Below are 25,541 nucleotides of genomic sequence, written 5' to 3' on the forward strand. Positions count from 1 at the left end.
GGCCGAGGACTGGGAGGCCGGACGACCGGCAGGCCCGACAACCGGCAGGCCCAGCAACCTGGAGCCACCGAGTGCCGAGAACCAACGAGCGTCGAGAGCGGTCAGCATGTCGTCCGCGACTACAGCAGCCCCTGCGCCGCCCCGCCCTCCTTCGCCGGGGCGTGGAAGGGGCGAGCCGGGCCGTGCGGCTCTCGGCGCCGGTCACATGCCGGTGACGTCCCTGGCGCGCTTGAGCACGGAGTCGAGCGCGGCCAATCCTCCGTCGCGCCGCCTCGCGCGCGCCGCCCGGTTCTCGGGAACCAACCGTTCGGCGGTCCGCACGGCGTAGGCGTCCGGGTCGCCGAAGGCAGCCCGCGGGTGCTCACCCGTCTCCGCGCAGCGGCTCGTGACCTCCTTGACCGCCTGGAGCACGACCGCCCGGTCCACTCCCGGCTGCATGGCGAGCCGTACCTGGAAACGCGCCATCCACTTCTCGCGGTCCTTCTCACCCGCCGTGTCCGTCGTCCGCTCCTTCTTCGCCACGTGTTCCCTCCCGTGTGATCCGCAGCCGTCCGTCATGGAGGGGGACGTCGAGGCGTCCCGGCGGGTTGCCTGAACATGGCACCTTGATCGTCGTACGGACGCGGAAGTCGAGTCGGCCGTCCGGGACTCGGGCGAAATGGCCGACGTGGCCGACTGAGGCGGGAGTGCGATCCAGAATGGTCAGATGGTCACACTGGAGACTTCCCGTTTGATACTGCGCCGCTGGCGCGAGGACGATGTTGCGCCCATGGCCGCCATCAACGCCGATCCCGAGGTCATGCGGTGGATCCGTGACGGCAGCGTCCGTGACGAACAGCAGACCCGCAGCGGGATCCAGGCATGGGAGAGCGAGTGGAAGTCGCACGGCTTCGGCCTGTTCGCCGTGGAGGTCCGGTCCACCGGCGAGCTGGCCGGGTTCACCGGCCTTTCGGTGCCCCACTTCTTGCCGGAGGTACTGCCGGCGGTTGAGGTCGGCTGGCGGCTGGGCCGCTCTCACTGGGGGCAGGGCTTGGCCACCGAGGCCGCCGCGGCCGCCGTACGGTTCGGGTTCGAGGAGCGAGGGCTGGAGCGGATCGTCAGCATCGCGCAAGTGGGCAACGACGCCTCCGAGCGGATCATGACCAAACTGGGGATGCATCCGCTCCGTGAGACCGTCAATCCGACCGGAGGCCGCCGAGTCCGGATGTTCACGTTGTCGTCGCACCAGTACGTCACCACCCCTCACTGAGCGCCCGTACGCGGCCGGGGCAGACGCATAGCCGGCCCCGGCCCTCGGTGGGATCGAGGGCAGGCGAGGGGTGACCTGGTCATCGGCTTCGCGGCGGCCTTGAAGACGGGCGCACTGAGCGCGGACGCCCTCGCACTCCAAGCCCGCAAGGCAGCGGAGGAGGACAGCCATGCACAAGCGGATCCGGTGCTACCAACGACCGGCCGGTCAAGTGTCACGTCCCTGGCTTCACGCCGCCTGGCTTACCTACCACCCGACAAACGGCCGCTTCCCTCGGTTGCCCTCTACGACCGGCTGCTGCGACTGCGCCGGCCGGACTGCCCCACCCCTTGAAGGGGAACGACTGTGACCTTCCCCCGCCAGCGAGGACTGACCGAGCAGGCCGCTACAGCGGCGGTCGACCAGGCATGCAGGATGCTGCGGCTTCCGACCATTGGGTCCCAGTTCTCCGAGCTCACCGCGACTGCCGAACGCGAGCAGATGTCCTACCTCGGCTTTATCTCCGAACTCCTCCTCGCCGAGTGCGACGACCGGGGCCAGCCCCGCTCCGAACGCCGCATCAAGGCAGTCGGCTTCCCCCACGACAACTCCCTCCGCAACTTCGACTCCGACGCCAACCCGAACATCGACGCGGCCGTGATCCACACTCCCAAAGTGCGAATGGATCAAGAAGAGCCTGCCGCTCTGCCTCATCGGCAACTCCGGCACCGGCAAGTCCCACCTGCTGATCGCCCTCGGCACCGAGGCAGCGACGGCCGGCTACCGGGTCAAGTACATCCTCGCGACCAAGCTGGTCAACGAGCTCGTCGAGGCCGCCGACGAGAAGCAGCTGACTCACACCATCGCCCGCTACGGACGTGTTGATCTTTTGTGCATCGACGAACTCGGCTACATGGAGCGTGGCCGCCGCGGAGCCGAACTCCTCTTCCAGGTTCTGACCGAGCGGGAGGAGAGGAACAGTATGGCCATCGCCTCGAACGAGTCGTTCTCCGGCTGGACAAAGACCTTCACCGACCCGCGTCTCTGCGCAGCCATCGTCGACCGACTCACCTTCGACGGCGACCTCATCGAGACCGGCACCAATGTCTACCGCCTCGCCACCACCCGAGCCCGCGCCGAGCAAGAGCCGACCACGATCTGACCTGGGCGCACGAGGCTTCGTGAGAACCCTCAGTGCTCACGGATCCTTGACCACCACCAGCCGCCCACCGTGAAGGCAGTCACCGGCCCAGGATTCGGCAGAGTGCGACGCTCGAACTCATCGTCGATACGAGCAACCAGTCGGCCGAGATCGCGCCTGGCGCCGCAAGGGAGGTGATGCATGACCTCTTCCAGATCATCGCGGGCATACTCCACCTCCAGTCCGGGCTGCCAGACCTGGGACGCGTTCAGATAACGGTCGGGTTGCCTGAACGCGCACTCGAAACGGGCGAGCGCGTCAGCAACTGCGCCAGGCCACATCCGCTCATCCTCGACGCGGTGGACAGCTGCACGAGTCCTCGCGGAAACGCCCCGGATCCGCCGAACTACAACGTGTCTGCGAGGCCGCCACCGCTCAGCACGGACGGCCTTCGGGCGCCTACGCGGCATCGCCCTTTCTGATCAACATGCCGTCATCCTGCCACGAACGAGGCTGGCTCCGCACACACGATCGAGCTCGCCGCCGCCCGGAGTGCTCTTACTTCTCACCAACATGCACGCACTCTTCGGTCACGTCGTGATGCCGAAAGCCACCGACAGCGCTCTCGCCTAGAACCTACGCAGCCAATCCTCCATCCGGCCCAGCAGAAAGTGTTCGGCGGCCCGGGCGTCACCGTCGCGGCGGCTGTGGGTGGACTGCCCGATCCCCGCGAGAACGACGAGTTCGACCCGCGGAGGCGTCGAGGCCGATCGCGGGCCCACCGCACCGGCGTCGACGGGTCCCGGCGTCTCCGGCACTCCCGCGCGCATACGCAACGTCCGGGGATGACTCGCGTTGACGAGCTGGGCCCGACCGGTGTGAAGGTTGATGCACAGCAACGACCGTTGGCGTGCCCTCGGTTGTGGTCAGCCAGGGCCTGATCAGGTTGCGCGCCCGCCGGCGGCCCCCGTCGGGCGCGCGGGCCTGGGACGGGCACTCGGCTGTCGACCGCGCACGCGGCCCCCCCTCCACCGACATCGTCGATGTGGACGTCCAGATGTCCGGGGCCGACGACATCGCCGCGACCCGACTGCTGCGGGAGCGACCGAACGCCAGGTGGCCGGCCTGCGGCTGCCGGGGCGCGCGGCCTGTCGAATCCGGGATGGGCGCACAGCCGGGAATGACCGACGGCACGGTCACGTCCCGCTGTGACCCGACTGCCGGCCCGGCGGGGGGTGTCGAACCGCGTCGAGGCCGCGTGGATCGCCAACCGCCGACCGGCTGCGCCCGGTCGTCGATCGCGCGGTGGAACTAGCCGTCTACGCCGCGGTGGTGAGCTCGGCCCGGCCGAACAGCAGGCCTTAGCCTGTGGGGGGAGCTGGTGGAGCGTGCGCGTGATCAGGTCGGGGCCGGCGTGGGCGGCGACGGTTGCGAAGACGGAGCCGGTGTCCCAGCTAGTGGAGGCCGGCGAGGCACCGGAGCGTGTGGCGAGGTCCTTGACGAACGCCCAGCCGGTGAGCGGCCGCGGGTCGGGGCTCTGCGCGGTCGGCGCGCGGTCACCGCGGTGTATGCCCTTCATGACGCCTTGGGGTGCCGTGCGGCACCCCGGGTCTTGGTCAGGTGGGCCGGGGGCGGCCGAAGAGGAGGTCGTAGCCGACGGGGAGCTGGAGTAGGAGCTGCCCCATCAGGTCCTCGCCCGCCGTGTCGGCGACGGTGGAGAGCACGGCGCTGACGTCCCAGGTCGCCGTCTGCTCGGTGGCGCCCTCGATCCAGGCGGCGGTCGCCCGGACGAACCGGTCCGGAGTCAGCGGTTCGGCGCTCTGCAGCGGGTTGAGCAGGATCAGGGCGAAGCCTTCCGGGAGGCGCGCCGCGAGTTGGGCACGGACCTCGCCGATCAGGTGGGCGCCGAGCAGGGCGAGCACCACGCGGGCCGCGCGTTCGGCTTCTTCCGGAGTGTTGTAATCGCCGCGTTCCTTCACCTGGTCCAGGAACGCTTCGCGTCGCACCGTCATCGGCGGCGACCCCCTTTTCCTGCTCGAACGTCCACGGGCTGCGGAGGAGGGAGCGGAGGGCAGATCAGGTGCCCGTCCTCCGCACCCGTCCGGCCGGCATCAGCCGGAGATCTCCTTGCGGCCGGAGCCGGTTCCGACGGAGATCTTGCGGGGCTTGGCGCGCTCGGCGATCGGGATGCGCAGGGTGAGCACGCCCGCGTCGTAGTCGGCCTTGATGTGCTGGGTGTCGAGGGCGTCCGCAAGCACGATCTGGCGGGAGAAGACGCCCAGCGGCCGCTCGGACAGTTCCCTCTGCACGTCGGCGGCCTTCGCCACCGGCCGGCGCTCGGCCTTGACGGTGAGCATGTTCCGCTCGACGTCGATGTCGATCGCGTCGGCGGTGACGCCGGGGATGTCGAAGGCCACCACGTACTCGTCGCCCTCGCGGTAGGCGTCCATCGGCATCACCGACGGCTTCGACCAGGTTCCCGGGCCCATCATCTGCAGCGCCAGTCGGTCCAGCTCACGGAAGGGGTCAGTGCGCATCAACATCGTGAAAACACCTCCAGCAGGTTTGGGCAGTTGCTGCCAATGCGCTTCACTGACACCGTTGTAACATGTCATCCAATGGATGACAAACACGATGTCGTCGAGGCGACGACGTACCGAGGGAGGTGCCCATGACCACAGCCGACCAGCCGCCCACGGCCGGCACCGACGCCCACAGCCCGGCGTCCTTTCTTGCTGCCGCGGCGGCCCTCGCCGCCATAGACGACGCCCTGCGCGACGCCCAGCACGAGACCCCTGACGCCGCCGGCCCCGGCCCTGAGCAGGCGCTGGCTTCCCTGATGCTGCTGCGGCAGGTGCGCGAGCAGCTCGCCGGCTGGGAGACCGGCCTGATCGAAACCGCCCGCGAGGCGGGCGCCAGCTGGGCCGACCTCGCCCGCCCCCTCGGCGTCGCCAGCCGCCAGGCCGCCGAACGCCGGTATCTGCGCGGCCGGCCCGGCGCCGACGGTGCCACCGGCGAGCAGCGCGTGACGGCCACCCGTCAGGCCAGGGCCGCCGAACGGGCCACTGTCACCTGGGCCCGCGCCCACGCGGCCGACCTGCGCCGCCTCGCCGGGCAGATCACCGCGCTCGACCACCTCGCCCCCGAAGCGCGCTCGGCTCAGGCCGCCCTGCACGCCGCCCTCGGCGCCACCGACGCCGCCGAGCTCCTTGCCCCCCTGACCGGCATGCGCCCGTACCTCGATCCCCGCCACACCGACCTCGTCACCTGCCTGGACGCCCTCGACGACCAGCTCACGGCGACAGCGGCCGACGATGACTGACCTCTCCCACAGCACGCCACACCATGCCGGTGCGGTCCCGCCCGACCCGAACCCCGCCGACGGCGGGCGACGATACGCATCGGCCCGATACCTGTCCGTTCATGCCGTTCCCACAGAAAGGGCCCCCCATATGGGTAGCAGTGTCGAGACGCTGGAGTTCCAGGCGGAGACACGCCAGTTGCTCCGACTGGTGATCCACTCGATCTACTCGAACAAGGACATCTTCCTGCGCGAGCTGATCTCGAACGCCTCCGACGCACTGGACAAGCTGCGGCTGGAATCGCTGACCGACTCCAGCCTCGTCGAGATCGACACCACGGACCTGCACATCTCGCTGGAGGTCGACAAGGACGCCCGTACCCTGACCGTCCGCGACAACGGGATCGGCATGAGCCGGGACGATCTCGTGGAGCTGATCGGCACGATCGCCAAGTCCGGAACCGCGAGCCTGCTGGAGAAGATCAAGGAATCCAAGGACGCCGCCGCAGCCGAGAGCCTGATCGGGCAGTTCGGCGTCGGCTTCTACTCGGCGTTCATGGTCGCCGACAAGGTCACCCTGCGCACTCGGCGGGCCGGCACCGACTCCGGCACCGAGTGGGAGTCCGACGGCGAGGGCGCCTACACCGTCCAGGCCGTCGACGGCCTGCCCGTGGGCACCTCGGTCACCCTGCACCTCAAGCCCGCCGACAGCGAGGACGGGCTCGCCGACTACCTGTCCGAGCCGAAGATCCGTCAGGTCGTGAAGCAGTACTCGGACTTCATCCGCTGGCCCATCCGGATGGCCACCGAGCGCACCGACGCCGAGGGCGGGACGACGAGCGAGGTCGAGACGCTCAACTCGATGAAGGCTTTGTGGGCCCGGCCGCGCACCGAGGTGACCGAGGACGAGTACAACGAGTTCTACCAGCAGATCAGCCACGACTGGCTGGCCCCGGCCGAGACCATCCACATGCGCGCCGAAGGCACCTTCGAGTACGAGGCGCTGCTGTTCATCCCCTCGCAGGCGCCCTTCGACCTGTTCTCCCGCGAGACCAGGCGCGGCGTGCAGCTGTACGTCAAGCGGGTGTTCATCATGGACGACTGCGAAGCGCTCATGCCCGACTACCTGCGCTTCGTCAAGGGTGTCGTGGACGCCCACGACCTGTCGCTCAACGTCTCCCGCGAGATCCTCCAGCACGACCGCCAGATCCGTGGCGTACGCCGACGCCTCGTCAAGAAGGTCCTCGGTGCCCTCAAGACCATGCAGACCAAGGACGCCGAGCGCTACGCGAAGGTGTGGGCGCAGTTCGGCCGGGCGCTGAAGGAGGGCCTGGTCGAGGACACGGACAACACCGAGGCCCTGCTCGAGCTGGTGTCGGCCGCCTCCACGCACCACCCGGAGCAGACCACGACGCTGCGCGAGTACGTCGAGCGCATGAAGGACGGGCAGGAGGCCATCTACTACCTGACCGGCGAGAGCCGGGCGATGGTGGAGAACTCCCCGCACATGGAGGCCTTCGCCGCCAAGAGGTACGAGGTCCTGATCCTCACCGACCCGGTCGACGAGGTGTGGGTCGACCGGGTCCCGGACTTCGACGGCCACCGTCTGCAGTCCATCGCCAAGGGCCAGGTCGACCTCGACGCCTCCGCCGACGGCGACCAGGAGGCCGAAGCCGAGAAGGCCCAGCGCGAGCAGGACTTCGCCGCCCTGCTGCCGTGGCTGGCCACCACCCTGTCCGAGCAGGTCAAGCAGGTCCGCCTGTCGTCACGCCTGACGACCTCGGCAGCATGCATCGTCGGGGACGCCCACGACGTGACGCCGACCCTGGAGAAGATGTACCGGGCGATGGGGCAGCAACTGCCCACGGTCAAGCGGATCCTGGAGCTCAATCCCACACACCCGCTGATCACCGCGCTGCGCACGGCACACGACGCCGACGCCGACGACCCCGCGCTGGCGGAGATCGCCGAGCTGGTCTACGGCAGCGCTCTGCTCGCCGAAGGGGGCGACCTGCCCGACCCCGCCCGCTTCACCCGGCTGCTCACCGACCGCCTGACCCGCGCTCTGTGACCACGGGTGCGACCCGGCCCGACAGAGGCGCCGGGTCGCACCCACCCCGACCTGCCTGCACGCACACCCCGACCTGCCTCCGCACACACGCCGTCCGCATGCGCGGCGCGACGCTGTGCCGTACTCCTCGGAGGGGCGGGACGGCGAGCTTCGGCCTTGGCTGACGACATCCGCCCGGCCCCTGACCGGCATCGATGTCGTGCTCCCTCGACGACGCCGTCTTCCTCGCCACGGACCTCGTACAGCTCGACGCACCAGAAGCCGCGGCATGCCTCCTCGCCCGCTACCGCGGCCGTGCCGCCGTTGTCGCCCGTGTGTCCGGGCGTGGACGCCCACTACGCCCACTACGCCCACACACCGCCTCGGCCAACTCCTGTCGCGACCCCTTCCGCTCGGCCCTGACGCGCGATTCCGCGGATTGAGCACTCGACCGGGCCGGGCTGAGTACAGGTGCTCATGGCGGGGCGCCCGCCCGCTCCTACCGTGACGGGTAGGTATCGAGCGGGCGGGTCGAACGGCAGGGATTCCATGACCTCAGTCATGTACGACGCGAGCGGCAGCACTTGCGCTTCGGAGGGCTGGCCGATCCTCTACCTGAGCGCAGTCGCCGTCCTCGCGGGGTTCGGTCTGTTGATGAACCTGATCGCTTTCTGGGTGAGTGTCAACGTCGACCAGGTCCCCAAGGCGCGGGTTTTGCCGATGGTCCTGCTCCCCTGGGTGGGCCTGATCGTGGCGGTAACGGCTTCCGTGGGGCTGGGCCTTGAAGCGGCCGACCAGGGTGCATCTCCCTGGCCGTTCCTGCTTGCAGGAGCGGGGGCACACCTGGGCGCGCTGGCTGCCGCGGCCGCCTTGATCTGGTCCGCCGCGAGGCGGGCCGATCGTGACGGCAACTCGGCGCGAGGCACGTCCGACGCACAGGCCGGCGACACGCGCGGCAGTGCAGCGAAGTCCGCGCGGGACGATGCGGTCGGCATCACGGCGGAGGACGGACCGGGGCGTGGGGGGAGCCGACGCGACAGCAGTACGGAGGCAGGCGACAGCCCTTCGACGCCGCCGCCCCCGCGCCCGCACCCGCAGCCCTCTGCCACCGGCCGCGCCACGCCCACCCGCTCCCCCGGCTCGCCCGAGGAGTGGCAGACCCGGGTGATCCGCCGGCCGGACGACGTGGGGTACGGGATCCTGCTGCACCGCAAAGCCGAGAAGTACTTCGAGCACCACCACCGTCTGATGGACTGGCACGTGCCCAGCGGCTGCCACACGGGTGAGACCGCCACAGCGGGCGACGCGCTCGCGGTGCTCGCCCTCGGAGAGACCATCAACCGCGCGGTCCTGTCGGACCGCCCGTGGTCCGTGCATGACGCCCTGAAGCTGGGAGCCTCATGGAATGAAGTGGCAGCCGCTCTGGACGGCACCACGGACGAGGCCCGCGCCGTCCTTCGGACGTATGCGGAGGTACAGCGGCAGCAGTACGTGGAAACCGAGATGACCGGGTACCGGCCCTCCGGCTACTCGTCCGAGGAATACCGGTCCGTGCTGGCGCTCATCAGCCTGACCGACGACGACCGGTCTTCGTAGCCGTTCCTCGATGTCGCGGCGTCGTCAGGGTGCGTCGCAGTGATCGCACAGGTCATGTCAGATCATGCTCACGCTGGGGCCGAGTGACCTTGCAGCACGCTCGGACGCCGGTTCTCCGCAATGACGGTGAGCCAGGCGGCCGGCCCGCGCGCACCGGTATCCCGGTGAGGTACCCGGTCGCGCGGTCGGCAGTCGACTCTGCCCGGCCCTCTCGCCTCGTTCAGGTCAGTGGCCGTCACCTCGACCGAGGGTTCTGCCGCAAGCAGGCTCGACGTCGACACGCCGGTCCTGCGGCCGGTTCGAGGACTCGCCCAGGGCGCGGTGCTCAGGCCGCGGGTGCTTGAAGTGGCAGTTGGCGGAGAGGCCGTGTCGTCGGTGGTGTCGTCAGCCGTGCGTACGCGCCAGCCGTAGCTTTGGCCCGGCGTGAGCTTCGGCACGGTGAGCGAGACAGTGCCCTGGCCCTTGACCGTCGCGCTGCTCCTCGATCCCGGTGTGCCCAGGCTCAGGATCTGGGTCGAGGTGGTGTTGTCCCACAGGGAGAACTCGGCCCACACGTCCTTGGACGGGTCGGGGTGCCGGACCGTCGCGGTAAGGGTGCGCCGTAGGCGCGCGGTGGGGGCCGTGAACGGGATCACTCTGCGGTCAGCGCGGCACTCTCCCGGAGTGCGGCGTGAGGTATTGCGCCCGTCGGTGCAAGGGGGTACACCATGCATATGACTGACTGGTAGTTCAGTAGCGCCAGGCTGCCAGAGGCCGGGAAGTGACCGCTCCAGGGGACGGCGGGGCCATCACCCGTTCGTCGATGATGGCGACGAACGATAGACCGCGCCATATCAAACATAACCACCCAAACAGGTCTGAACCGACCGCCAGGGCACTACGCTCCCACTTCATGCCGACCATGAACATGTCACTCCAGAGAGCCCGTCTCCGCGCGGCCCCGTGGTTCGGTCCGTGCTCGGTCGGGACCGCCTCGTTGAGGAGACCCGTCCGGATCTCCTTCGTCCTCCTTCTTCTGCTGAGCCTCCTCGGGACGCCGGCCCTGGCCGGCGCCGCCCCGCCCCCACCCGCCCGATCCGTCGCGGCCGCCGCGGTGACGGCGAACGGCTCCGCCGCGGCCCAGGCCCAGGCGCGCTGGGGCGACCGACGCCTCGACCAGGTCTCCTTCCTCGGCACCCACAACGCGTTCACCAACTACGAGGACTCCCGCTGGAGTTCGGTGGCCCAGTCCGAGTCCGTTCGCCATCAGCTCGACAACGGCGTGCGGGGCCTGAGCCTGGACACCCACTGGTACGAGCGCAGCAGGTGGCTGTGCGTCATCAGCTTCGGCAGCGACTGCTACCCGAGCGACGTCTACCTCTGCCACGGCGAGTGCAAGACCTTCGCCGGGGTCACGTACGCGCTGCCCCGGCAGTCCTTCCAGAGCAGCATGCAGACCGTGGTGGACTTCCTCGCAGCGAATCCCCAGGAGGTGGTGACCATCTTCCTGGAGGATTACGTCAGCGCCCAGCAGCTGGGCACCTCGCTCGGCCGGGTACGCGGCCTCGACCAGCTGCTCTTCCGGCCCGACGCGTGGAACGTACGCCAGCAGGGTTGGCCGAAGATGACCGACCTCGTCGGTTCCGGGAAGCGCCTGCTGATCTTCAGCGACGAGCCTGACCGTGAGCACCTGGGTGTCATGTACGACAAGGCCTGGACCGTCAGCAACTACTGGAGCCTCGGCGACCTCGGCAACGACGTCTCCTGCGTCAGTCGGTGGTCCGACGTTCCTCTGGACCGTCAGGAGCCAGGCTTCCGAAGGCTTTTCACCATGAGCCACCATCGGAACGTGCCCACCGTCATCAACGCCGCCCTCGACAACGGGTCCAAACTGCGGGACCGCGTCAACCAGCAGTGCCGCCCGGCGGCCGGCGGCCGCGACCCGAACTTCGTCTCGGTCGACTTCCACCGGATATCCGACGGCAGCGGCCACACGCCGGCTTCCCTCGTCGCGGAGCTGAACGCCCGGAACTGAGCCGGAGCCGGCCCCGGGTGTGGGGAGCACGGTATCGACGCGGCCATGAAGCTGGTCGTGGTTCGGTGACCCGGATGAGGCCATCCTTGTCGCGAGACTGCCGAGCGCCCGTGGAATGTCGTGGTGTCGGAGCCGGCTCACGGCACCGGTGCGATCGCGGCACCGATGGACCCCGACCAGGCAAGGCAGACGGGGCAGACGCCGCCCACGCCCTGGGGCGAGACCAGGGCGTGGGCGGCGGACCCTCCGTTCACAGGCCGCCGGTGTAGAGCAGCTTGTCAGGGGTGCCGGTGCTGAGGTTGTTCAGGACGCCCTTGGTGGAGTTGCCGTCGAGCCACTGGCTGATCTCGGCCGGGCTCGCCGTGGGGTACTGGGCCTTGTAGAGCGCGGCGACGCCGGCGACGTGCGGGGCGGCCATGGAGGTGCCGCTCATGGCGACGGATCCGCCGCCCATCCTCGCCGACACGATGTCCTGGCCGGGCGCGAAGAATTCCACGCACCGGCCGTGGTTGGAGAAGGACGTCTCCTCGTCCCACACGTTGGAGGCCGCGACGGTCACCGTGCCCGCCGCCGACGCGGGCGACACGTCGCAGGCGTCCTTCGAGGAGTTGCCCGCAGCGATGACGGGCAGCACGCCCGCGGCGGCGAGCGCCGTGGCGGCGTTGTTGAGGGCCACGGACCTGTCCCCGCCGAGGGAGCCGTTCAGGACGGCCGGCTGCCTGGCGTTCTTGGCGACCCAGTCGAGGCCGGCGATCATCCCCGAGTAGGAGCCACGGCCGTCGCAGCCCAGCACGCGGACGCTCACCAGGTTGGCCTTGCGGGCGACCCCGTACGTCCCGCCGGCGACCGTCCCGGCGACGTGCGTGCCATGGCCGTTGCAGTCCTGGCCGTACCGCCCGTCCCCGATGGCGTCGAAGCCGAACGTGGCGCGTCCGCCGAACTCGGCATGGTTGTAGTCGATTCCGGTGTCGAGGATGTACGCGGTCACCCCGGCGCCGCTGCCCTGGGTGGTGAAGTCGTTGTCGAGCGGCAGGCTCCACTGGTTGATCCGGTCCAGGCCCCAGGTCGCGGCCGGAGCCCGGGGGGTGGCAGGTGCGGACAGCTGGGGCGGGGTCTGCACCACCGCGTCCTCCTCGACCGACGCCACCCCCGGAGTGCTCCTGACGGTGTCCAGCTGGACCGCGGTCAACGGCGCAGCGAATCCGTTGATGGCCTTGTCGTAGACGAAGGTGGGCCGCAGGCCCAGCGTTTCCGTCGCCTTGACCGCGTCGACCGCCTTGTCGAGGGTCACGATGTACTGGCCGGGCACCGCGTTGGCAGCAGTGACCAGCGGTGCGGGGGTCGGTTCCGGGCCGACGAAGGACTCGGCCGCCGTCGCCGTCGGGACGACGAGGGCCAGAGCTGTCACGGAGGCGCTCGCGAAAGCGAGTCTGGTACGTGTGTTCACGCCGCCGAGCGCATCACGCAGAAACGATCACTGGCTAGGACATTCCACATGATTCAGGCGGATGCCGGAAGCGTCACCGCAATGCACTGCGCCGAAGCGGTGGCACCAGCCCGAACGGTTCGAGGCAGGGGGACACAGATCGCGCTGCCCGGGTCCGCGCCGGACCGGTGCAGCTCCTCGACCGCGTGAGCGAGACGGCAAGGCCGGTCGGCGTTCAGCACGAACAGCGCGGGCGGCGGACAGCAGGCAGCGGAGAAGAGATCTGCGGAGCTGCAGGCGCGTTTCCCGTCAGATGGCGACTCTCCGCCGACAGTTCCCCCCACCTTCACGGGGCGGCGGGTTCAGCGTCGGGCCGCCACGGCTGCCGCCGCCGCCGCGGCCAGGATGCGGTGCAGGACGGGGACCGGGATCCCCGGGTTGGTGACCGCCGTACATGCCGTGTCGCGGTCGTGCAGGAGCCCGGCGAGGACGCGGGCGGGTAGCCGCGGACTGCGCATCGCGGTCCCGCGGACATGGGCCGCCGGGTCGTTCAGCAGGCGCACCGCGTCGGCCGGGGACAGCCGGGGATCCTCGGCCGCGCGGTGGCGCACCTCGGCTTCCGGGTCGCGGGCGAGGCGCGCGACGACGGCAGGCGTGGACTCCGGATCGTCCAGGGCCAGACGGCGCATCCGCCCGGAGGGGTCGTCGGCGTAGCGCAGCAGGCCCGTACGGGGGAAGTTGGGGTGGTTGCGGGGGCGGTCGGGGTGAGTGAAGCTGCCGTCCCACCAGCGCCAGACCTCCAGCAGCATCTCGGCGGGGGCGTCATCGCACGACTCGGCGAGGAACAGGCGGACCGTCCGGTCCTCGTCCCGGGCCAGACGCTCCACGACGTCCGGTGGAAGGCGCCGGGCACGGGCCACACTTCGGCGGACGAGTGGATGGGAGGATGCGGCGAGGCGTCGCATCGCGTCGGCGTCACCGTGCAGGCCCGCTACCCAGGGCAGAGTGTGCGACATCGACGTCGGGTCGACGTCGTGGCGCACCGCGGCACGCTGCTCCTCGTCGAGGTCGGGCCGCAGTGCCACCGCCGAGCGGACGTCGTCGTACGGGTCCTCCGCCAGGACGGCGACGCCGTGGGCGCTGAGCGCCGGGTTGGCGGCCAGCGCTCGACGTACCTCCGCGTCCTCGTCCCGGACCAGCTCCGCCTCAAGGGCGGGCGAGAGACGGCACTGTTCGAGCGCGCGCCCGGGCTGGGGCAGCGCGGCGAAGACCTCGCGGGGCATGGGGACGGCCGTGTGGTGGGCGAGCAACGCCGCCGTACGCACTGCGTCGTCGGTGTCGGCCAGCAGGCGCGCCCGCAGCGGCGCGGCGAGGTCCTCCCACCGGGCGCAGACAGTCGCCCGCACCCGGGGATCGGCGTCGGCCACGAGGCTGGGGAGGTGCTGCGCGGGGAGCCCCGGGAGTTCGGCGGCCTGAGCGCGGGACGGGCCGGCGAGGAGGTCGTCGTACAGGTCCCCGGGGAGTTCGACGCCCCAGACGTGGGCACGCCCGGCCCAGAGCACGCGCCGGCTCGGCGACGGTTCGGCGCGGACCAGGCGTACCCACTGGTCGGGCGTGAGCTTGGGCCGGAAGGTGTCCGCGGGGCGCGAGCGCACCTGCGGATCGGGATGCGCCACGGCTGCTTCGAGTACGGCGGGCCGGCCGCAGCCGTGCAGGAACCCCCACTCCACGTCCAGCAGCCGGATCAGCAGGTCGTCCGGCGCGGCCGGGTTGGACCCGATCCCCTCCGCCCAGTGCAAAGGCCATGCCGGCCGGCCAGGCACCGCCGCCCAGACGTCGGCGCGTTCGGCCTCCGTCTCGCCTGCGGAGGCCGCGGCCACCTCCTCCAGCCGCTCCGGCAGTCGGTCGAGGGCCGTCACCCGAGTTCCGTCGGCGTCGGGCACCTCCGCGAGGAGCACCTGGCCGTCGAGGGAGAGCGCCACGAACCCGGGGCCCCCGGTGAGACCAGGCACACCGGCGTCGGCGTCGATGGTGGCGGTGGCAGCGTCGACGCCGCCACAACGGACCCGGGTCCACCAGGTGTCGTTGCCGCCTACCCGGTGTCCGAGGACGGCCACCAGGAACTCGCCTTCGGCATCTGCGAGGCGGCGCCACCACACGGTGTCGAGCGCTTCCCGCACCGCGCCGTCCGGCGCCGCGATCCCCCGCGCGATCCTCCAGCCGGCCTCCGGCGGGAACAGAGTGCCCGGGCGCACGTCCTCGACGACCGTGAGTCCGGCGCCTTGGAGCAGTCCGTGGAGTTCCTGTCGGTGTTGCACGCGATCATGATCACCGCCCGCCCGGAGCGGGACAAGGCCCGGCCGTTCGGTGTTCCGTCACGTCCTGCCCACCTGCCGCCGCCGCGAGGCTCCGCCGTAGGTGTGTGAGGCGGGCGATCTCGGCGTCCAGGGTTGCCAGGCGATCGGCCACGACACCGTTGAACTCGCCAGGGCGGCTGTCGCAGGACCCCGCCGGGTCCTGGACAAGGAGGTCCAGTCGGTGGGCGCGGCGGCGCACGTCCTCCAGCGTGAGGCCCAGAGCCAGCAGATTCCGGATGACGCGCACGCGTGCCACATCGGCGGGGGCGTACTCGCGTTGGCCGGACCCAGTACGTGGCGGGGGTCGGAGCAGGCCGCGGGCCTCGTACAGGCGCAGAGCGCGTGGGGTGGTGCCGGCCGCTGCCGCTGCTTCACCGATCCGCATGCCCGCTCCTCGTGTCTACAGCTCCACGATCGCCGCACCGAAGGAGCGGCCGGCGATCAGTCGCGGCAACGCCTCCGGGGCGTGCCGCATTCCCTGGACCGCGGTGTACGGGAACCGGATGTCGCCTGCCCGCAGCCAGTCCCCGAAGCGGGCCTCCCACTCTCCTTCGACATCCGGGTGATCCATGCCGTTGTAGCCGGAGATCCTGATGCCTCTGGTCAGCAACCGGTACGTGTCGAGCACAGCGGGCGCACTCCCGCCCGCCCGATCCGGGGAGAGCTGACCGGCCAGCGCGCCCACGAGGGCGAACCGGGCGCCCCGGTTCGCCGCATGGACGGCGGCCGTCAACTGCTCCCCGCCCACGGTGTCGAGGACGATGTCGATGCCGTCCGGCGCAGCCTCGGCGAGCTGTTCGCCGAACGGGGCCCCTTCGCGCAGCACGACGGCGTCGTAACCGAGTTCCCGCTCCAGTCGCCGGGCCTTGTCCGGTGAGCCGGTGCTGCCGATCACTCGGGCGGCTCCCAGCAGACGGGCGATCTGGCCTGCCAGGGTGCCCACGGCGCCGGCGGCGCCCGTCACGAACACGGTGTCCCCCTCTCGTACTTCGGCCAGGCGGGTCAGCGCGCCGTAGGCTGCGGATCCCTGGGCCAGGTGGGCCACCGGGTCGGGCAGGCTGCCGTCCAACGGCCTGCACTCGTCGACGCCGGGCGTCGCGTACTCCCGCCAGCCCTGGAGGTGCAGAACCAGCCGGCCCTTCTTCAGCGGGCCGTCGACCACCTCGCCGATCGCGGGCCCGAACAGGGTGTCGCCGGGGTGCAGCGGCGGCAGCGGCACATCACGGGTCTCGCCTCCGATGAGGGTGCGCAAGCCAGGAAAGACGAGGAAATGGGTGTTGCGGACGAGTACCTGGCCGTCCTCGGGTTTGGGAACGGGGGCCTGTACGAGGGTGAAGTCGTCCGGGGTCGGCAGTGCAGCGGGGCGACGGAGCAGGCGTACAAGCTGATGAGTCGTGTCCATGGCCGGACGCTAAACCTTGACCCGTGGGGCAGGGGCAAGCCCTGGCCGGGGCCAGGGCCCGTACTCGGAGGTCACGCACAGCAGCCGGCCCGCCGGGGGGGCCGGTGTCGTGCCGTCGCCGTGTTGCAGAAGTCGCTCCAGCGAACCGAGCCGCCGTACGTGCTCCGGCCTGCGGCTCCCGCTCAGCGAGCAGCAACCGTGCCGCCCGCCTCCGCGGGCGGGCGGCACGGCCGTTCACGGGCGGATCAGAAGGCGGTGGCACCTTCCAGCGCCCACCAGGAACCGTTGAGGTTGTCGACCTTGCGCAGGCCCCCGGCGGCGAGCCCCTGGTACTGGTAGAGCCAGGACCCGTCGGACGCCTCCAGGTCGGGTCGTCCGTCGCCGGAGGTGTCACCGACGGCCAGGATGTGGTCCATCGAGTTCCAGCCGCCGCTGCCGACGAGCTTGCGGGCGCCGAGAGTCCGGGTCGAGGTGCCGGGGTAGAGCCACAGCTTCCCGGTGGCCTTCTCCCGGGCGACGAGGTCGGCCCGGCCGTCGCCGGTCATGTCTCCGGCGCCGAGGAGTGCGTTCATGCCGTTCCAGCCGGCGTTGCCGATGAGCCTGCGCGCACCGAGGCCCCCGCCGGCGGTGCCCGGGTAGAGCCACAGTTTGCCGGTGGTCTTCTCCACGCCGAGGAGGTCGGAGCGGCCGTCGCCGGACAGGTCGCCGAACGCGGCGAGCCGCCCCATGGAGTTCCAGCCGCCGCTGCCGACGAGCTTGCGCGCGCCGAGGCCCCCGCTACCGGTGCCCGGGTACAGCCACAGTCTGCCGGTGGCCTTCTCGCGGGCGATCACGTCCTCGCGACCGTCGCGGCTGAAGTCACCGTGCCGCGCGAGGGCGTCGAACGCCTTCCAGCCGCCGGAGCCGATCAGGCGCCCGGTGCCGTTGCCGGGCAGGAACCACAGACGCCCGGCCTCGTCACGCAGGACGGCGTCCGCCCGGCGGTCGCCGTTCAGGTCGCCGAACCCGCCCACCTTCGGCGAGGCCGCCGTCTCCCAGGAGGGATACGGGTCCGACTCACACTCGCGCAGCGTGGGTACGATCTTGACGGAGCTGATCTCGGGGCTGCCGCCGTTGGTCGGATAGGACTGGTCGGGGGTGTCCCATGTGTACCCGCCTGCGTAGTTCTTCTCGTCGAAGAGGCAGACGTTCACGTCCGTGCGGTTGTATCGCATCCGGATCTTGTTGTCCCAGCTTCCCAGCGTGGGCATGCTCGTCTTCGTCCTGAACATCGAGCCGGCGCCGTTGCCGTCCGCCCAGCCGCAGAGGTAGCCCTTGGGGCAGTCACCGGTCGCCGCCCGCGCGGGCGCCGCGCCGGCCCCGAGCAGCCCGAGCGACGTGAGCCCCAGCGTCGCGGCCAACGCGACCGCGCGCTGAAGCAGAGTGTTGCGCATGGATTCCTCCCTTGGGCGGCGCGGAGAAGAGTCTCGACGTGCCGCGCCAGGAAGATACCCCAGCCCACGGACCAGCTGGTCAGGTGCCCCTGGCGTGGCCACCGGCTCCCCGGGTACGGCGGCAGGTCCCGGACCGCGCATGGTGGTCCGGGAGCTGCCCCGTGTGTTGCCGTCCTGCGGCGGCGATGCGTCAGCTCTGTGCGGCGTCGTCGCTCGTCTGCGCGGCGCCCGTGGCTCCGTGTGTCTTCTCGCGCATCTTGCGCACCAGCTCCGCCTTCTTGTCGGCTGCACTCTGGCGGTCGAGGTTGCGGTGCGGACCGTTGTTCTGCCGTTCGGCACGGGACAGCTTCTTGCGCTGGCCGCCGCCCTGGCCCACGGGGTTGTTGATGTTCTTGCTGTCGGTCACGGGTTCTCCCGTTGGTGGTGTGAGGTGATCTGCGGATTGATCGGTGCGGGGACGGGTAGCGCTGCCTCGGAGTACGGCGTCGGCCGGGCCCGTCACGCCCTCACTCGTAGATCGGCGTCTGGAAGAACATGACAAAGACGTTACCCGGTCCAGTCGGCCCCGCCGACCAACCTTCCTGCCGTCCCGGCGCCGGCCGGGCCTTCGGTGGGGGCCCGGGGTCGGTCGGGAGGAGTTCACGTACAGGCGTCCTCCAGGACGACCTGTCGCACCGTGCGCAGCGTCGCGCGGAGACGGTCCGGGTCGGCGGAGCCCAGGGCGAGCCGGAGTGCCTGTGGTGTGTGGGTCGAGGTGGTGTACGGCTCCGCTGTGGAGACGGAGATGCGCTGCCGCGCGAGGGTGGCGGTGAGACGGTCGGCGCGGGCGTCGTCGGGCAGCGGGAGCCAGGTGAAGTAGGAGGAGGGGTGGCTGACGAGAGGGAGGCCCGCCAGTTCTTGGCCGGCGAGTGCTTGGCGGGCCTTGGCATCGTCGCGCTTCCGCGTTTCCAGGTGGTCCGCCGTGCCGTCGTCGAGCCAGCGGCAGGCGATGGCGGTGGTGAGGGCCGGGGTGTTCCACGTGGTCGCCCGGATCGCGCGTTCCAGCGACGGCAGCAGAGGCGGTGGAGCGACGACGAAGCCGACCCGCAGACCGGTGGCGATGCTCTTGGAGAGCCCCGAGACGTAGAGGGTGATGTCCGGCGCGGACGCGGTCAGGGGCGGTGGCGGGTCCTCGGCCAGGTAGGCGTACGAGGCGTCCTCGATGATGAGGGAACCGTGCTGCCGGGCGATCTTGATCAGGCGGGTGCGGTCGGCCGCCGGCACGACCCAGCCCAGAGGGTTGTGCAACGTGGGCATGGCGTAGATCGCGCGCACGGGCCGCGTCGCGCACAGCTTCTCCAGGACATCGAGATCCGGCCCTCCAGGGGTTACGGGGATGGGCTCCAGGTCGAGCTGGAAGGCATGCGCGAGCACCTTGAATCCCGGATAGGTCAGTGCGTCGACCGCGACGACGTCGCCGGCCTTCAGAGTGGCCATGACCGTGATGGCCAGGCCGTGCTGAGCACCGCTTGCGATGACGATCCGGTCCGCGTCCGTGGTGATGCCCCGGCGGCTCAGGTGCCGTGCGATCGAGGCCCTGTCCTGGGGGCGCCCTCGATGCGGCTGGTAGCGCAGCAGCGCGTCGAGGTCACCGGAGGCGGCCACCTCCCGCAGGGCCTGCCGAAGGAGGTCGGCCTGGCCGGGCAGCGACGGGTAGTTGAAGCTGAGGTCGACCGCATCCGTGGCGACGGCCTGCTGATCGATGCCGTGGCCGGCGGGAACCGTGACGTCACGCACGAAAGTGCCGCGTCCCTGTTCCCGGCTCACCAAGCCCCTCGACTCCAGTTCCGCGTACACCCGCGTCGCGGTCACCAGGGCGATGCCCTCGCGGGCGGCGAGAGCACGGTGTGTCGGCAACCGCGCGCCTGCGGTCAGTCGCCCCGACCGGATGTCGGATGCGAACGCGTCGACCAGTTGTTTGTAGCGCGGAGCTGCCATGAGCCGCATTGTATGCATGACAATTCTTTGACTGTCCTGTTCGCGGGTCCTTACCGTCAGACCCCGCCCAGCCGGAAGGACATCCGCCGTGCACATCGCCATCCTCACTTTCGACGGCTACAACGAGCTCGACTCCCTGATCGCGCTCGGGGTCCTCAATCGGATCAGGACCGACGGCTTGCGCGTCACCATCGCCACGCCCAGCCCCAAGGTGACGTCGATGAACGGGGTCGTCATCGAGCAGATGTCCACGCTTGAGGAGGCGTGCGCCGCGGACGCCGTCATCGTCGGCAGCGGCATCGCCACCCGCGAGGTCGTCGAGAATCCCGCGATCATGCGGGTCCTCCGGGGCTTGGATCCGTCCCGCCAGCTCATCGCGGCGCAGTGCTCCGGCGCGCTCGTGCTGGCCAAGCTCGGTCTGCTCGACGGCGTTCCCGCCTGCACCGACCTGACCACCAGGCCCTGGGTCGTCGCCGCCGGCGTCGAGGTGCTCAACCAGCCCTTCTACGCCAAGGACAACGTCGCCACCGCCGGCGGCTGCCTGGCCTCGCCGTACCTCGCCGCCTGGATCATCACCCGCCTCCAGGGCCGCGATGCCGCCGAGAGTGCGCTGCACTACGTCGCCCCGGTGGGCGAGAAGGAGCTGTACGTCGAGCACGCCAGGCGCAACATCACCCCCTACCTGCCCCTCGCCTCGCAGACACTCGCCTGACACGACGACTTCGAGGCCGCGCGCTCCGTAGGAGCCGGGCGGGCCCTCCAGGAACGCCGACGGCACACCCTGGCTGTCGGGTGACGGGCCGCGAGGACCGATCGCGGGGCCGCTCTTGTGCGAGTCACGTGCGCGCCGGGCCGCAGGAGGACTCATCCGTACCCGCCTGAGCACTCCGACGGTGCCTCAGGGGCGGGAGCCCGTCGACAGGAAGGCGAGGCCCGTCGGCGTGTTCAGGCCGGTGGACGGGAGGGTGGTCTGGCCACCGCCGGTCTCCTGGACGCGGACCACTCGGTTGTGGAAGCCGTCGGCGATGTACAGGCCGCCGCAGCCGTCGAGTGCCAGACCGAGCGGGTCGCTGAGACCGCTGGTGGGTACGGTGGTCTGGCCGCCGCCCTCCGCGATCTTCACCACGCGGTTGTTGCCGCTGTCGGCGATGTAGAGGTCCCCCGCGGCGCTGAGTGCCAGTCCGGTCGGCTGGGAGAGGCCGGCGGTGGGGATCGTGGACTGGCCGCTTCCGTCACCGGCCACCTTGACGACGCGGTCGTTGACGAAGTCGGAGACGTACAGGTTCCCGGCGGCGTCGAGCGCCAGCCCCCAGGGGTGCAGCAGGCCCGTGGTCGGTACGGTCGTCTGGGTGCCGTCGGTCAAGGACACCTTCACGACGCGGTCGTTGAAGCTGTCGGCGACATAGAGGTTCCCCGCCCGGTCCAGGGCGAGTCCCAGGGGGCGCGACAGGCCGTCGGTGGGGACGGTGGACTGACCGCTGCTGTCCGCCGCCATCACGACCACACGGTTGTTGCCGGTGTCCGACACGTAGAGGCGGCCCGCCTCGTCCCCGACCATGCCTGTCGGCCGGAGGAGGCCCTCGAAGGGCACGGTCGTCTGATCGCCGTCTCCCACGGGCAGGGTGACGACCCGGTTGTTGCCGTAGTCGGACACGTACAGGGGCGCGTGCGCGGAGGGGCGGCCCTCTGGCGACGGGGTCGCGTCCGCCGTCGTCGTGGGCAGCGTGCACAGTGCCACGAGACCCACCGCGGCGGCGAGCCGACGGGCCCATCGCCGCGAGACGCGCCCCTTGAGAGGCACCGACGTCACCGTTCCGGACCCTGCCGTCGTACGTGCCATGGCTCCCCATCAGGTCTGAGCGGCCGGCCCGCTGCCGCACCTGTCCCGACCATAGGAAGCGGCACCGACCGATGCGGGAACCACGCCGCCCGTCCGCCCCGAGGCCACCCCAACGCCCCGGACACCGACCTCAGAACGCCGCGGCCGAAGGAGAAGGCGGAGCCTGAGGCGCTCACCGGCCTCCCCGTCACCCACGTCGACGGGGCAAGAGCAGCCTGAGTGGTGGTCCCCGTCCGCCCCTCCCCAGGGCCGCGCCGGTCCAGGTGTGTGCGGCGCCGGAGGCCGCACGCGGGCGCGGGCTCCTCCACCGTGGGGTCAGAGCCGCGCGAAACGCCGTCAGGTCACCCGAAAGGCCTTAACGGCCCATCCCGTAGACCGGCGGGGTCGGGACGGGGCGGGTCCGGGAGCGCTTCGCGGCGGTGCCGCGTGCCGCATCGAAGGCCGCGACCGCGTTCCCGTTCCTGCGCCAGGGTTGGGCACCGCACCACGGCCCGATCAGACGGAACTGCTCCAGGGCGGCCTTGTACAGCATCGACCGGAGCATGTGGTACGCCAGCAGGTGGCGCAGGCCCGGCAGGCGCTCGTCGTCGGGCGCGACCTGTTCGAAGGATGTGGCGACCTGCTTCAGCGTCTTCCTCGTCAGAAGCGTGGCGGACATCGCGACAGCGCTGTGCCGTTCGGTGAGCTCGTTCAGCGCGTGCAGGTAGATCCCGGCGAGGGGGCTGCCCGGCGGTGCCTTGCGGACCGCCTGGCGGGCGAAACGCATCATGCGACGGTCGCTGCCGAACCACTTGGCGCACCAGTACTGGAGGGCCTGCCAGTGCCCCTCGTAGTGGTGGGGCGCGCGGGCGACCCCTCCCAGAGCGGCTTGAAACGCGCCCGCCTGTACTGGGCTCCGCGCGCCGCCGTGATCATGACGACCCAGGGGCCCGGGTTCGCGGGGTCGAGCAGGGCGGCCCGCTCCGCCTCCTGGATCGCGGCCGGGAGCATCGCGCGGAAGCGGTCCATGTCCGAGGACATGACCTCGTGGGCGTAGCCGCTGCCCCGGATCTCCCAGGCACGGTGCACCATGATGCTCGCGTGGAGGGTGGCCGCGTCGCAGTTGCCCGGCTCGGCAGCGCGCCAGGCTTCGAGCCAGGCGTCGTCCTCCCCGGCGACATGCTGCAGGAGCTCCAGCCGGGCCCAGCGCTCGTCCCAGTCCTCCCCCGCCGCACTGACGTACCGCTCGGCGGACTTCCAGTCCCCCTCCCAGGCAGCCTCTGCCACGGCCTGCCTCTCGTCCGCCCGGTGGGCGGGCGGGGGCGGACCCGCGCGTCGCGAGTCGAGCTGCGCACGGGGTGGAAGGCCGTAGGAGGATGCCACGAAGCGGTCGTCTCCGACCCACCCGTCGGCGTTTCGGGGGGTGCTGACGACGCGGTAGAGCACGATGAGGAGCACGCCGAGTACAACGGCGCCGGAGATGGTCACGGCGGGGAATCATCCCCGAATCGATCACTCTCCACAATAGCTCAGGCCAACGATAGGGCGAGGTCAGAAGGCCGAGAACCACCCGACACCGGCTCAGGAGGTTGCCGGCCAGGCGGCCGCGAACCCCTTCCTCCGTTCCCGCGACGGGCGGCGAGGAGCCGGAGACGACGACCTCCTCGCCGTACGAAGTGGCCCGTCGAGGCGGAGGCCCCGCCGGCCGAGGACGCCGTGACCACCGGCTGATCATCAAAGGGTGCGTCGGATCCGTGCACCTGACGTCCTGCGGGGTACGTCCTGCGGGGGTAGGACGGATGACGACCGAGCCGGCCCTCTCGGGCCGGCTCGGCGGATGCTGCGGGGATCGACCTGCGGTCAGTTCGCGTTCACGAGGTCGTGCGCGGGGACGGTGACGGTCCGCCGGCCGGGGGTGCCGCCGAGGACGACCTTGCGCAGGGCGCTGTTGTTGTCGAGGTTGGTCTCCTTCAGCCGCTTGGCCGGGTTGGCGAGGACCTGGATGTAGTAGGTGCCGTTGGGCAGGTCCGTGATGTCGAAGGACTGGCCCGGCAGGTCCTGGGTGTAGGTGTCACCGGAGCCGACGTCCAGCACCTCGCGGACGGAGATGGAGTTCTCCTGACCGCAGGCGGTGGACAGGTCGGTGTTGTTCGGGTGCCAGTTGGCGTTCTTCACCGTGTAGTCGACGGCGTCGGTGTTCGCGAGGCAGAACGCCTCCTTGCCGCTGCGGACCGCTTCCTTCTTGTCGGCCTTCAGCAGCCGGTAGCTGGCGAAGTCGGTGAAGTGCCAGTGCACGTGACCCGGGCGCGGGTCCCACTCCATGGTGCCGGTGGGCGTGTAGCCGACCTGCTTGCCCTGGGCGTCGTAGAAGTACTGGAAGGCGTCCATCTTGGCCTTGCCGGGCGAGCGGAAGCCGTCCACGACGAGCTGGGCCGGGCCGGCGTTCCAGACGTTCGCGCTGAAGGCGAGGTAGTCCTTTCCGGGGACGTCCTGGATGCCGCCGTCACTGATGGTGATGCCGTAGGCCGGCAGGGACCGCAGGTCGGGCTTGGGGACGTTCGGGACGGACGGGGTTCCGGTGGGGCGCGCGGACCGCGGCGTGAGGGCGGGGGCCTTGCGCGAACCGTCGGTCTGCCCGGGGGTGTCACCGGCGGCCCGGAAGCCGGCGCGGCCGGCCTGCTGCACCTTCAGCGCCCACGGCAGGGCCGGGGGCGCGGCCTTCAGCGGACCGTGGCCCACGTTGTACGAGGGGCCCGCGCCGCTGGTCTGCGGTGCGCCGGCCTGAGCGGGGGACGGAGCGTGTCCTGCTCCGTGCCCGGCGTGGGCGGAGGGGGCCTGGTGGGCGGCGCCGTGCCCGGCGTGCTCCCCGGCGGCGGCCGCACGGCCGTTCTCCCAACTGCGCTCCTCCACGGTGAGCTTCACCGAGGCGGGCTTGTCGGCGATGCCGAAGAGGTCCCGGTACTTCTTGGCGACCCTGACCTTGGCCGTGTACGAGCCCGCGGCGAGCTTCACGGGCGTGGTGTAGGAACCGCCGTAGGTGTTGGCGGCCCACCCCTTCTCGACGCCCCATACCGAGCCGAGGGTGAAGGGGTTGGTGGGGCAGCTCTCCGGATACTTCGAGGTGGCGGGCGCGTCGGGCCGGATCCGTCCGCTGGCGTTGTTCGGGCAGAAGCTCTCCGCGCGGGTGGCGACCACCTTGCCGTTCTTGTCGGTGATGGTGATCTCGGCGAAGCCCGGCAGTCCGGAGAAGTCCTTCACGGTGCCCAGGGGCAGCGTCTTCGCCTTGGTCCTGCCGCCCTCGAACACGGCCTGAGTGACCGTCACCGGGTCCTTGTAGGACTTCCGGGTCACCTTCAGCTCCAGCGGCCTGCCCTCGGCGGTGAGGTACGTGCCCAGGTCCAGGTAGACGCCCGGCTCCTCCTTCCACGAGGTGAGCGTGACCGAGCCGGTCGCCGCGACGAGGCTCAGCTTGGGCCCCGTCGCGGCCGTCGCCTGGTCCGGCGCGGCTGCCATGAAACCGGCTGTCACCGCCACGGCGGCGACAGCCGTGGTCCCCACGAGCAGCGGCCGTCGAAGCCGGTTGGTGCGCGTCGTACTCATCGTTCTCTCGTCCTCCGGGTGCTGTGCGGAAGCAGATCGGCCGCGGCCCGGCGGGACGTCTCCGGCCCGGGGCTCACGCGGTGCGGGTCGCTCGGTGCGCCCCGAGCTATGAGAGGAGGACATCGGACATCCGGTTGTCCGGAGAGCCACAACAGCACGATGTTGGCCGGAAGACGCTCCCGCGCCGAACGCCCGGC

General features: G+C 70.7%; 21 protein-coding genes and 2 pseudogenes. 7 read left to right on the forward strand and 16 right to left on the reverse strand.

The annotated features are described in order from the left end of the window. Window positions 1-201 precede the first annotated feature (201 nt). Complete coding sequence (locus tag ACIP84_RS01125; RefSeq protein WP_401793032.1) at window positions 202-522, reverse strand: hypothetical protein; 321 nt, start codon at window positions 520-522, stop codon at window positions 202-204. Between the two features lie 184 nt (window positions 523-706). On the opposite strand from ACIP84_RS01125, the gene ACIP84_RS01130 reads away from it, so the two are divergent. Together ACIP84_RS01130 and istB are read left to right on the forward strand one after the other, a co-directional pair. Further along, window positions 707-1,249 carry a GNAT family N-acetyltransferase gene (locus ACIP84_RS01130; RefSeq protein ID WP_401793035.1) on the forward strand — a complete coding sequence of 181 codons (543 nt, stop codon included), beginning with the start codon at window positions 707-709 and terminating at the stop codon, window positions 1,247-1,249. Between the two features lie 345 nt (window positions 1,250-1,594). Next, window positions 1,595-2,390, forward strand: a pseudogene (gene istB, locus ACIP84_RS01135) (IS21-like element helper ATPase IstB). A 29-nt stretch (window positions 2,391-2,419) separates the two neighbouring features. On the opposite strand, the gene ACIP84_RS01140 reads toward istB, so the two are convergent. From ACIP84_RS01140 to ACIP84_RS01155, 4 genes and pseudogenes are all read right to left on the reverse strand, one after another. After that, complete coding sequence (locus ACIP84_RS01140; RefSeq protein ID WP_401793038.1) at window positions 2,420-2,710, reverse strand: hypothetical protein; 291 nt, start codon at window positions 2,708-2,710, stop codon at window positions 2,420-2,422. 978 nt (window positions 2,711-3,688) lie between these two features. Beyond that, window positions 3,689-3,924, reverse strand: a pseudogene (locus ACIP84_RS01145) (DUF2267 domain-containing protein); the annotation flags it as partial. 61 nt (window positions 3,925-3,985) lie between these two features. Continuing rightward, on the reverse strand, window positions 3,986-4,381 hold the full coding sequence (locus ACIP84_RS01150; protein WP_355969419.1) for a DUF2267 domain-containing protein: 396 nt from the start codon (window positions 4,379-4,381) through the stop codon (window positions 3,986-3,988). Window positions 4,382-4,480: 99 nt separating this feature from the next. Then, window positions 4,481-4,912 carry an Hsp20/alpha crystallin family protein gene (locus tag ACIP84_RS01155; RefSeq protein ID WP_355969418.1) on the reverse strand — a complete coding sequence of 144 codons (432 nt, stop codon included), beginning with the start codon at window positions 4,910-4,912 and terminating at the stop codon, window positions 4,481-4,483. Window positions 4,913-5,040: 128 nt separating this feature from the next. Here ACIP84_RS01155 and ACIP84_RS01160 point away from each other — a divergent pair, with 128 nt between their 5' ends. The 4 genes from ACIP84_RS01160 to ACIP84_RS01175 all read left to right on the forward strand — a co-directional run bounded on the left by ACIP84_RS01160 (window position 5,041) and on the right by ACIP84_RS01175 (window position 11,330). Then, entirely contained in the window at window positions 5,041-5,691 is a 651-nt protein-coding gene (locus tag ACIP84_RS01160; protein ID WP_401793040.1) for a type III effector protein, read from the forward strand. 130 nt (window positions 5,692-5,821) lie between these two features. Continuing rightward, entirely contained in the window at window positions 5,822-7,741 is a 1,920-nt protein-coding gene (htpG, locus tag ACIP84_RS01165; RefSeq protein ID WP_401793043.1) for a molecular chaperone HtpG, read from the forward strand. 540 nt (window positions 7,742-8,281) lie between these two features. Further along, the gene (locus ACIP84_RS01170) at window positions 8,282-9,316 is read left to right on the forward strand and encodes a hypothetical protein (RefSeq protein ID WP_401793046.1); all 1,035 of its coding nucleotides are present in this window, start codon (window positions 8,282-8,284) and stop codon (window positions 9,314-9,316) included. 976 nt (window positions 9,317-10,292) lie between these two features. Then, the gene (locus ACIP84_RS01175) at window positions 10,293-11,330 is read left to right on the forward strand and encodes a PI-PLC domain-containing protein (RefSeq protein ID WP_401793048.1); all 1,038 of its coding nucleotides are present in this window, start codon (window positions 10,293-10,295) and stop codon (window positions 11,328-11,330) included. A 250-nt stretch (window positions 11,331-11,580) separates the two neighbouring features. Here the strand turns inward: ACIP84_RS01175 and ACIP84_RS01180 are convergent, their stop codons facing one another. From ACIP84_RS01180 to ACIP84_RS01210, 7 genes are all read right to left on the reverse strand, one after another. Next, window positions 11,581-12,777, reverse strand: coding sequence for a S8 family peptidase (locus ACIP84_RS01180; protein ID WP_401793051.1), 1,197 nt, complete (start codon window positions 12,775-12,777; stop codon window positions 11,581-11,583). Window positions 12,778-13,118: 341 nt separating this feature from the next. Beyond that, window positions 13,119-15,074: a hypothetical protein gene (locus ACIP84_RS01185; protein WP_401793054.1), complete on the reverse strand. Its 1,956-nt coding sequence runs from the start codon at window positions 15,072-15,074 to the stop codon at window positions 13,119-13,121. Window positions 15,075-15,084: 10 nt separating this feature from the next. After that, a complete protein-coding gene (locus ACIP84_RS01190; protein WP_401793056.1) occupies window positions 15,085-15,498 on the reverse strand; it encodes a MerR family transcriptional regulator in 414 nt (137 codons plus the stop codon). 15 nt (window positions 15,499-15,513) lie between these two features. Next, window positions 15,514-16,515 carry an MDR family NADP-dependent oxidoreductase gene (locus ACIP84_RS01195; protein WP_401793059.1) on the reverse strand — a complete coding sequence of 334 codons (1,002 nt, stop codon included), beginning with the start codon at window positions 16,513-16,515 and terminating at the stop codon, window positions 15,514-15,516. 245 nt (window positions 16,516-16,760) lie between these two features. Next, the gene (locus ACIP84_RS01200) at window positions 16,761-17,948 is read right to left on the reverse strand and encodes an FG-GAP-like repeat-containing protein (protein WP_401793062.1); all 1,188 of its coding nucleotides are present in this window, start codon (window positions 17,946-17,948) and stop codon (window positions 16,761-16,763) included. A 190-nt stretch (window positions 17,949-18,138) separates the two neighbouring features. Continuing rightward, window positions 18,139-18,354 (reverse strand): DUF6243 family protein, encoded by a 216-nt coding sequence (locus tag ACIP84_RS01205; protein ID WP_355965333.1) that lies wholly within the window; start codon window positions 18,352-18,354, stop codon window positions 18,139-18,141. A gap of 233 nt (window positions 18,355-18,587) precedes the next feature. Beyond that, complete coding sequence (locus tag ACIP84_RS01210; RefSeq protein WP_401793065.1) at window positions 18,588-19,925, reverse strand: PLP-dependent aminotransferase family protein; 1,338 nt, start codon at window positions 19,923-19,925, stop codon at window positions 18,588-18,590. An 88-nt stretch (window positions 19,926-20,013) separates the two neighbouring features. Between ACIP84_RS01210 and ACIP84_RS01215 the strand changes: the two genes are divergently transcribed. Beyond that, window positions 20,014-20,637, forward strand: coding sequence for a DJ-1/PfpI family protein (locus ACIP84_RS01215; RefSeq protein ID WP_401793067.1), 624 nt, complete (start codon window positions 20,014-20,016; stop codon window positions 20,635-20,637). A 186-nt stretch (window positions 20,638-20,823) separates the two neighbouring features. Here ACIP84_RS01215 and ACIP84_RS01220 read toward each other — a convergent pair whose 3' ends face one another. The 4 genes from ACIP84_RS01220 to ACIP84_RS01235 form a co-directional block, all read right to left on the reverse strand. After that, window positions 20,824-21,726 carry an SMP-30/gluconolactonase/LRE family protein gene (locus ACIP84_RS01220; RefSeq protein WP_401793070.1) on the reverse strand — a complete coding sequence of 301 codons (903 nt, stop codon included), beginning with the start codon at window positions 21,724-21,726 and terminating at the stop codon, window positions 20,824-20,826. 394 nt (window positions 21,727-22,120) lie between these two features. Beyond that, the gene (locus ACIP84_RS01225) at window positions 22,121-22,534 is read right to left on the reverse strand and encodes a hypothetical protein (protein WP_401793073.1); all 414 of its coding nucleotides are present in this window, start codon (window positions 22,532-22,534) and stop codon (window positions 22,121-22,123) included. Then, entirely contained in the window at window positions 22,531-23,232 is a 702-nt protein-coding gene (locus ACIP84_RS01230) for a hypothetical protein (RefSeq protein WP_401793076.1), read from the reverse strand. The genes ACIP84_RS01225 and ACIP84_RS01230 overlap by 4 nt, the downstream gene beginning before the upstream one ends. A gap of 372 nt (window positions 23,233-23,604) precedes the next feature. Further along, complete coding sequence (locus ACIP84_RS01235; RefSeq protein ID WP_401793079.1) at window positions 23,605-25,344, reverse strand: lysyl oxidase family protein; 1,740 nt, start codon at window positions 25,342-25,344, stop codon at window positions 23,605-23,607. Window positions 25,345-25,541 lie beyond the last annotated feature (197 nt).

This window comes from Streptomyces sp. NPDC088707, assembly GCF_044752725.1.
Taxonomy (GTDB): Bacteria; Actinomycetota; Actinomycetes; order Streptomycetales; family Streptomycetaceae; genus Streptomyces.

Excerpts from the sequence above, each read along its gene's own strand:
- ACIP84_RS01130 (WP_401793035.1), top strand. The coding sequence starts at position 707 with ATGGTCACACTGGAGACTTCCCGTTTGATACTGCGCCGCTGGCGCGAG.
- ACIP84_RS01150 (WP_355969419.1), bottom strand. The coding sequence starts at position 4,381 with ATGACGGTGCGACGCGAAGCGTTCCTGGACCAGGTGAAGGAACGCGGC.
- ACIP84_RS01160 (WP_401793040.1), top strand. The coding sequence starts at position 5,041 with ATGACCACAGCCGACCAGCCGCCCACGGCCGGCACCGACGCCCACAGC.
- ACIP84_RS01190 (WP_401793056.1), bottom strand. The coding sequence starts at position 15,498 with ATGCGGATCGGTGAAGCAGCGGCAGCGGCCGGCACCACCCCACGCGCT.
- ACIP84_RS01155 (WP_355969418.1), bottom strand. The coding sequence starts at position 4,912 with ATGTTGATGCGCACTGACCCCTTCCGTGAGCTGGACCGACTGGCGCTG.
- ACIP84_RS01195 (WP_401793059.1), bottom strand. The coding sequence starts at position 16,515 with ATGGACACGACTCATCAGCTTGTACGCCTGCTCCGTCGCCCCGCTGCA.
- ACIP84_RS01170 (WP_401793046.1), top strand. The coding sequence starts at position 8,282 with ATGTACGACGCGAGCGGCAGCACTTGCGCTTCGGAGGGCTGGCCGATC.
- ACIP84_RS01225 (WP_401793073.1), bottom strand. The coding sequence starts at position 22,534 with ATGATGCGTTTCGCCCGCCAGGCGGTCCGCAAGGCACCGCCGGGCAGC.
- ACIP84_RS01140 (WP_401793038.1), bottom strand. The coding sequence starts at position 2,710 with ATGTGGCCTGGCGCAGTTGCTGACGCGCTCGCCCGTTTCGAGTGCGCG.
- ACIP84_RS01210 (WP_401793065.1), bottom strand. The coding sequence starts at position 19,925 with ATGGCAGCTCCGCGCTACAAACAACTGGTCGACGCGTTCGCATCCGAC.
- ACIP84_RS01235 (WP_401793079.1), bottom strand. The coding sequence starts at position 25,344 with ATGAGTACGACGCGCACCAACCGGCTTCGACGGCCGCTGCTCGTGGGG.
- htpG (WP_401793043.1), top strand. The coding sequence starts at position 5,822 with ATGGGTAGCAGTGTCGAGACGCTGGAGTTCCAGGCGGAGACACGCCAG.
- ACIP84_RS01200 (WP_401793062.1), bottom strand. The coding sequence starts at position 17,948 with ATGCGCAACACTCTGCTTCAGCGCGCGGTCGCGTTGGCCGCGACGCTG.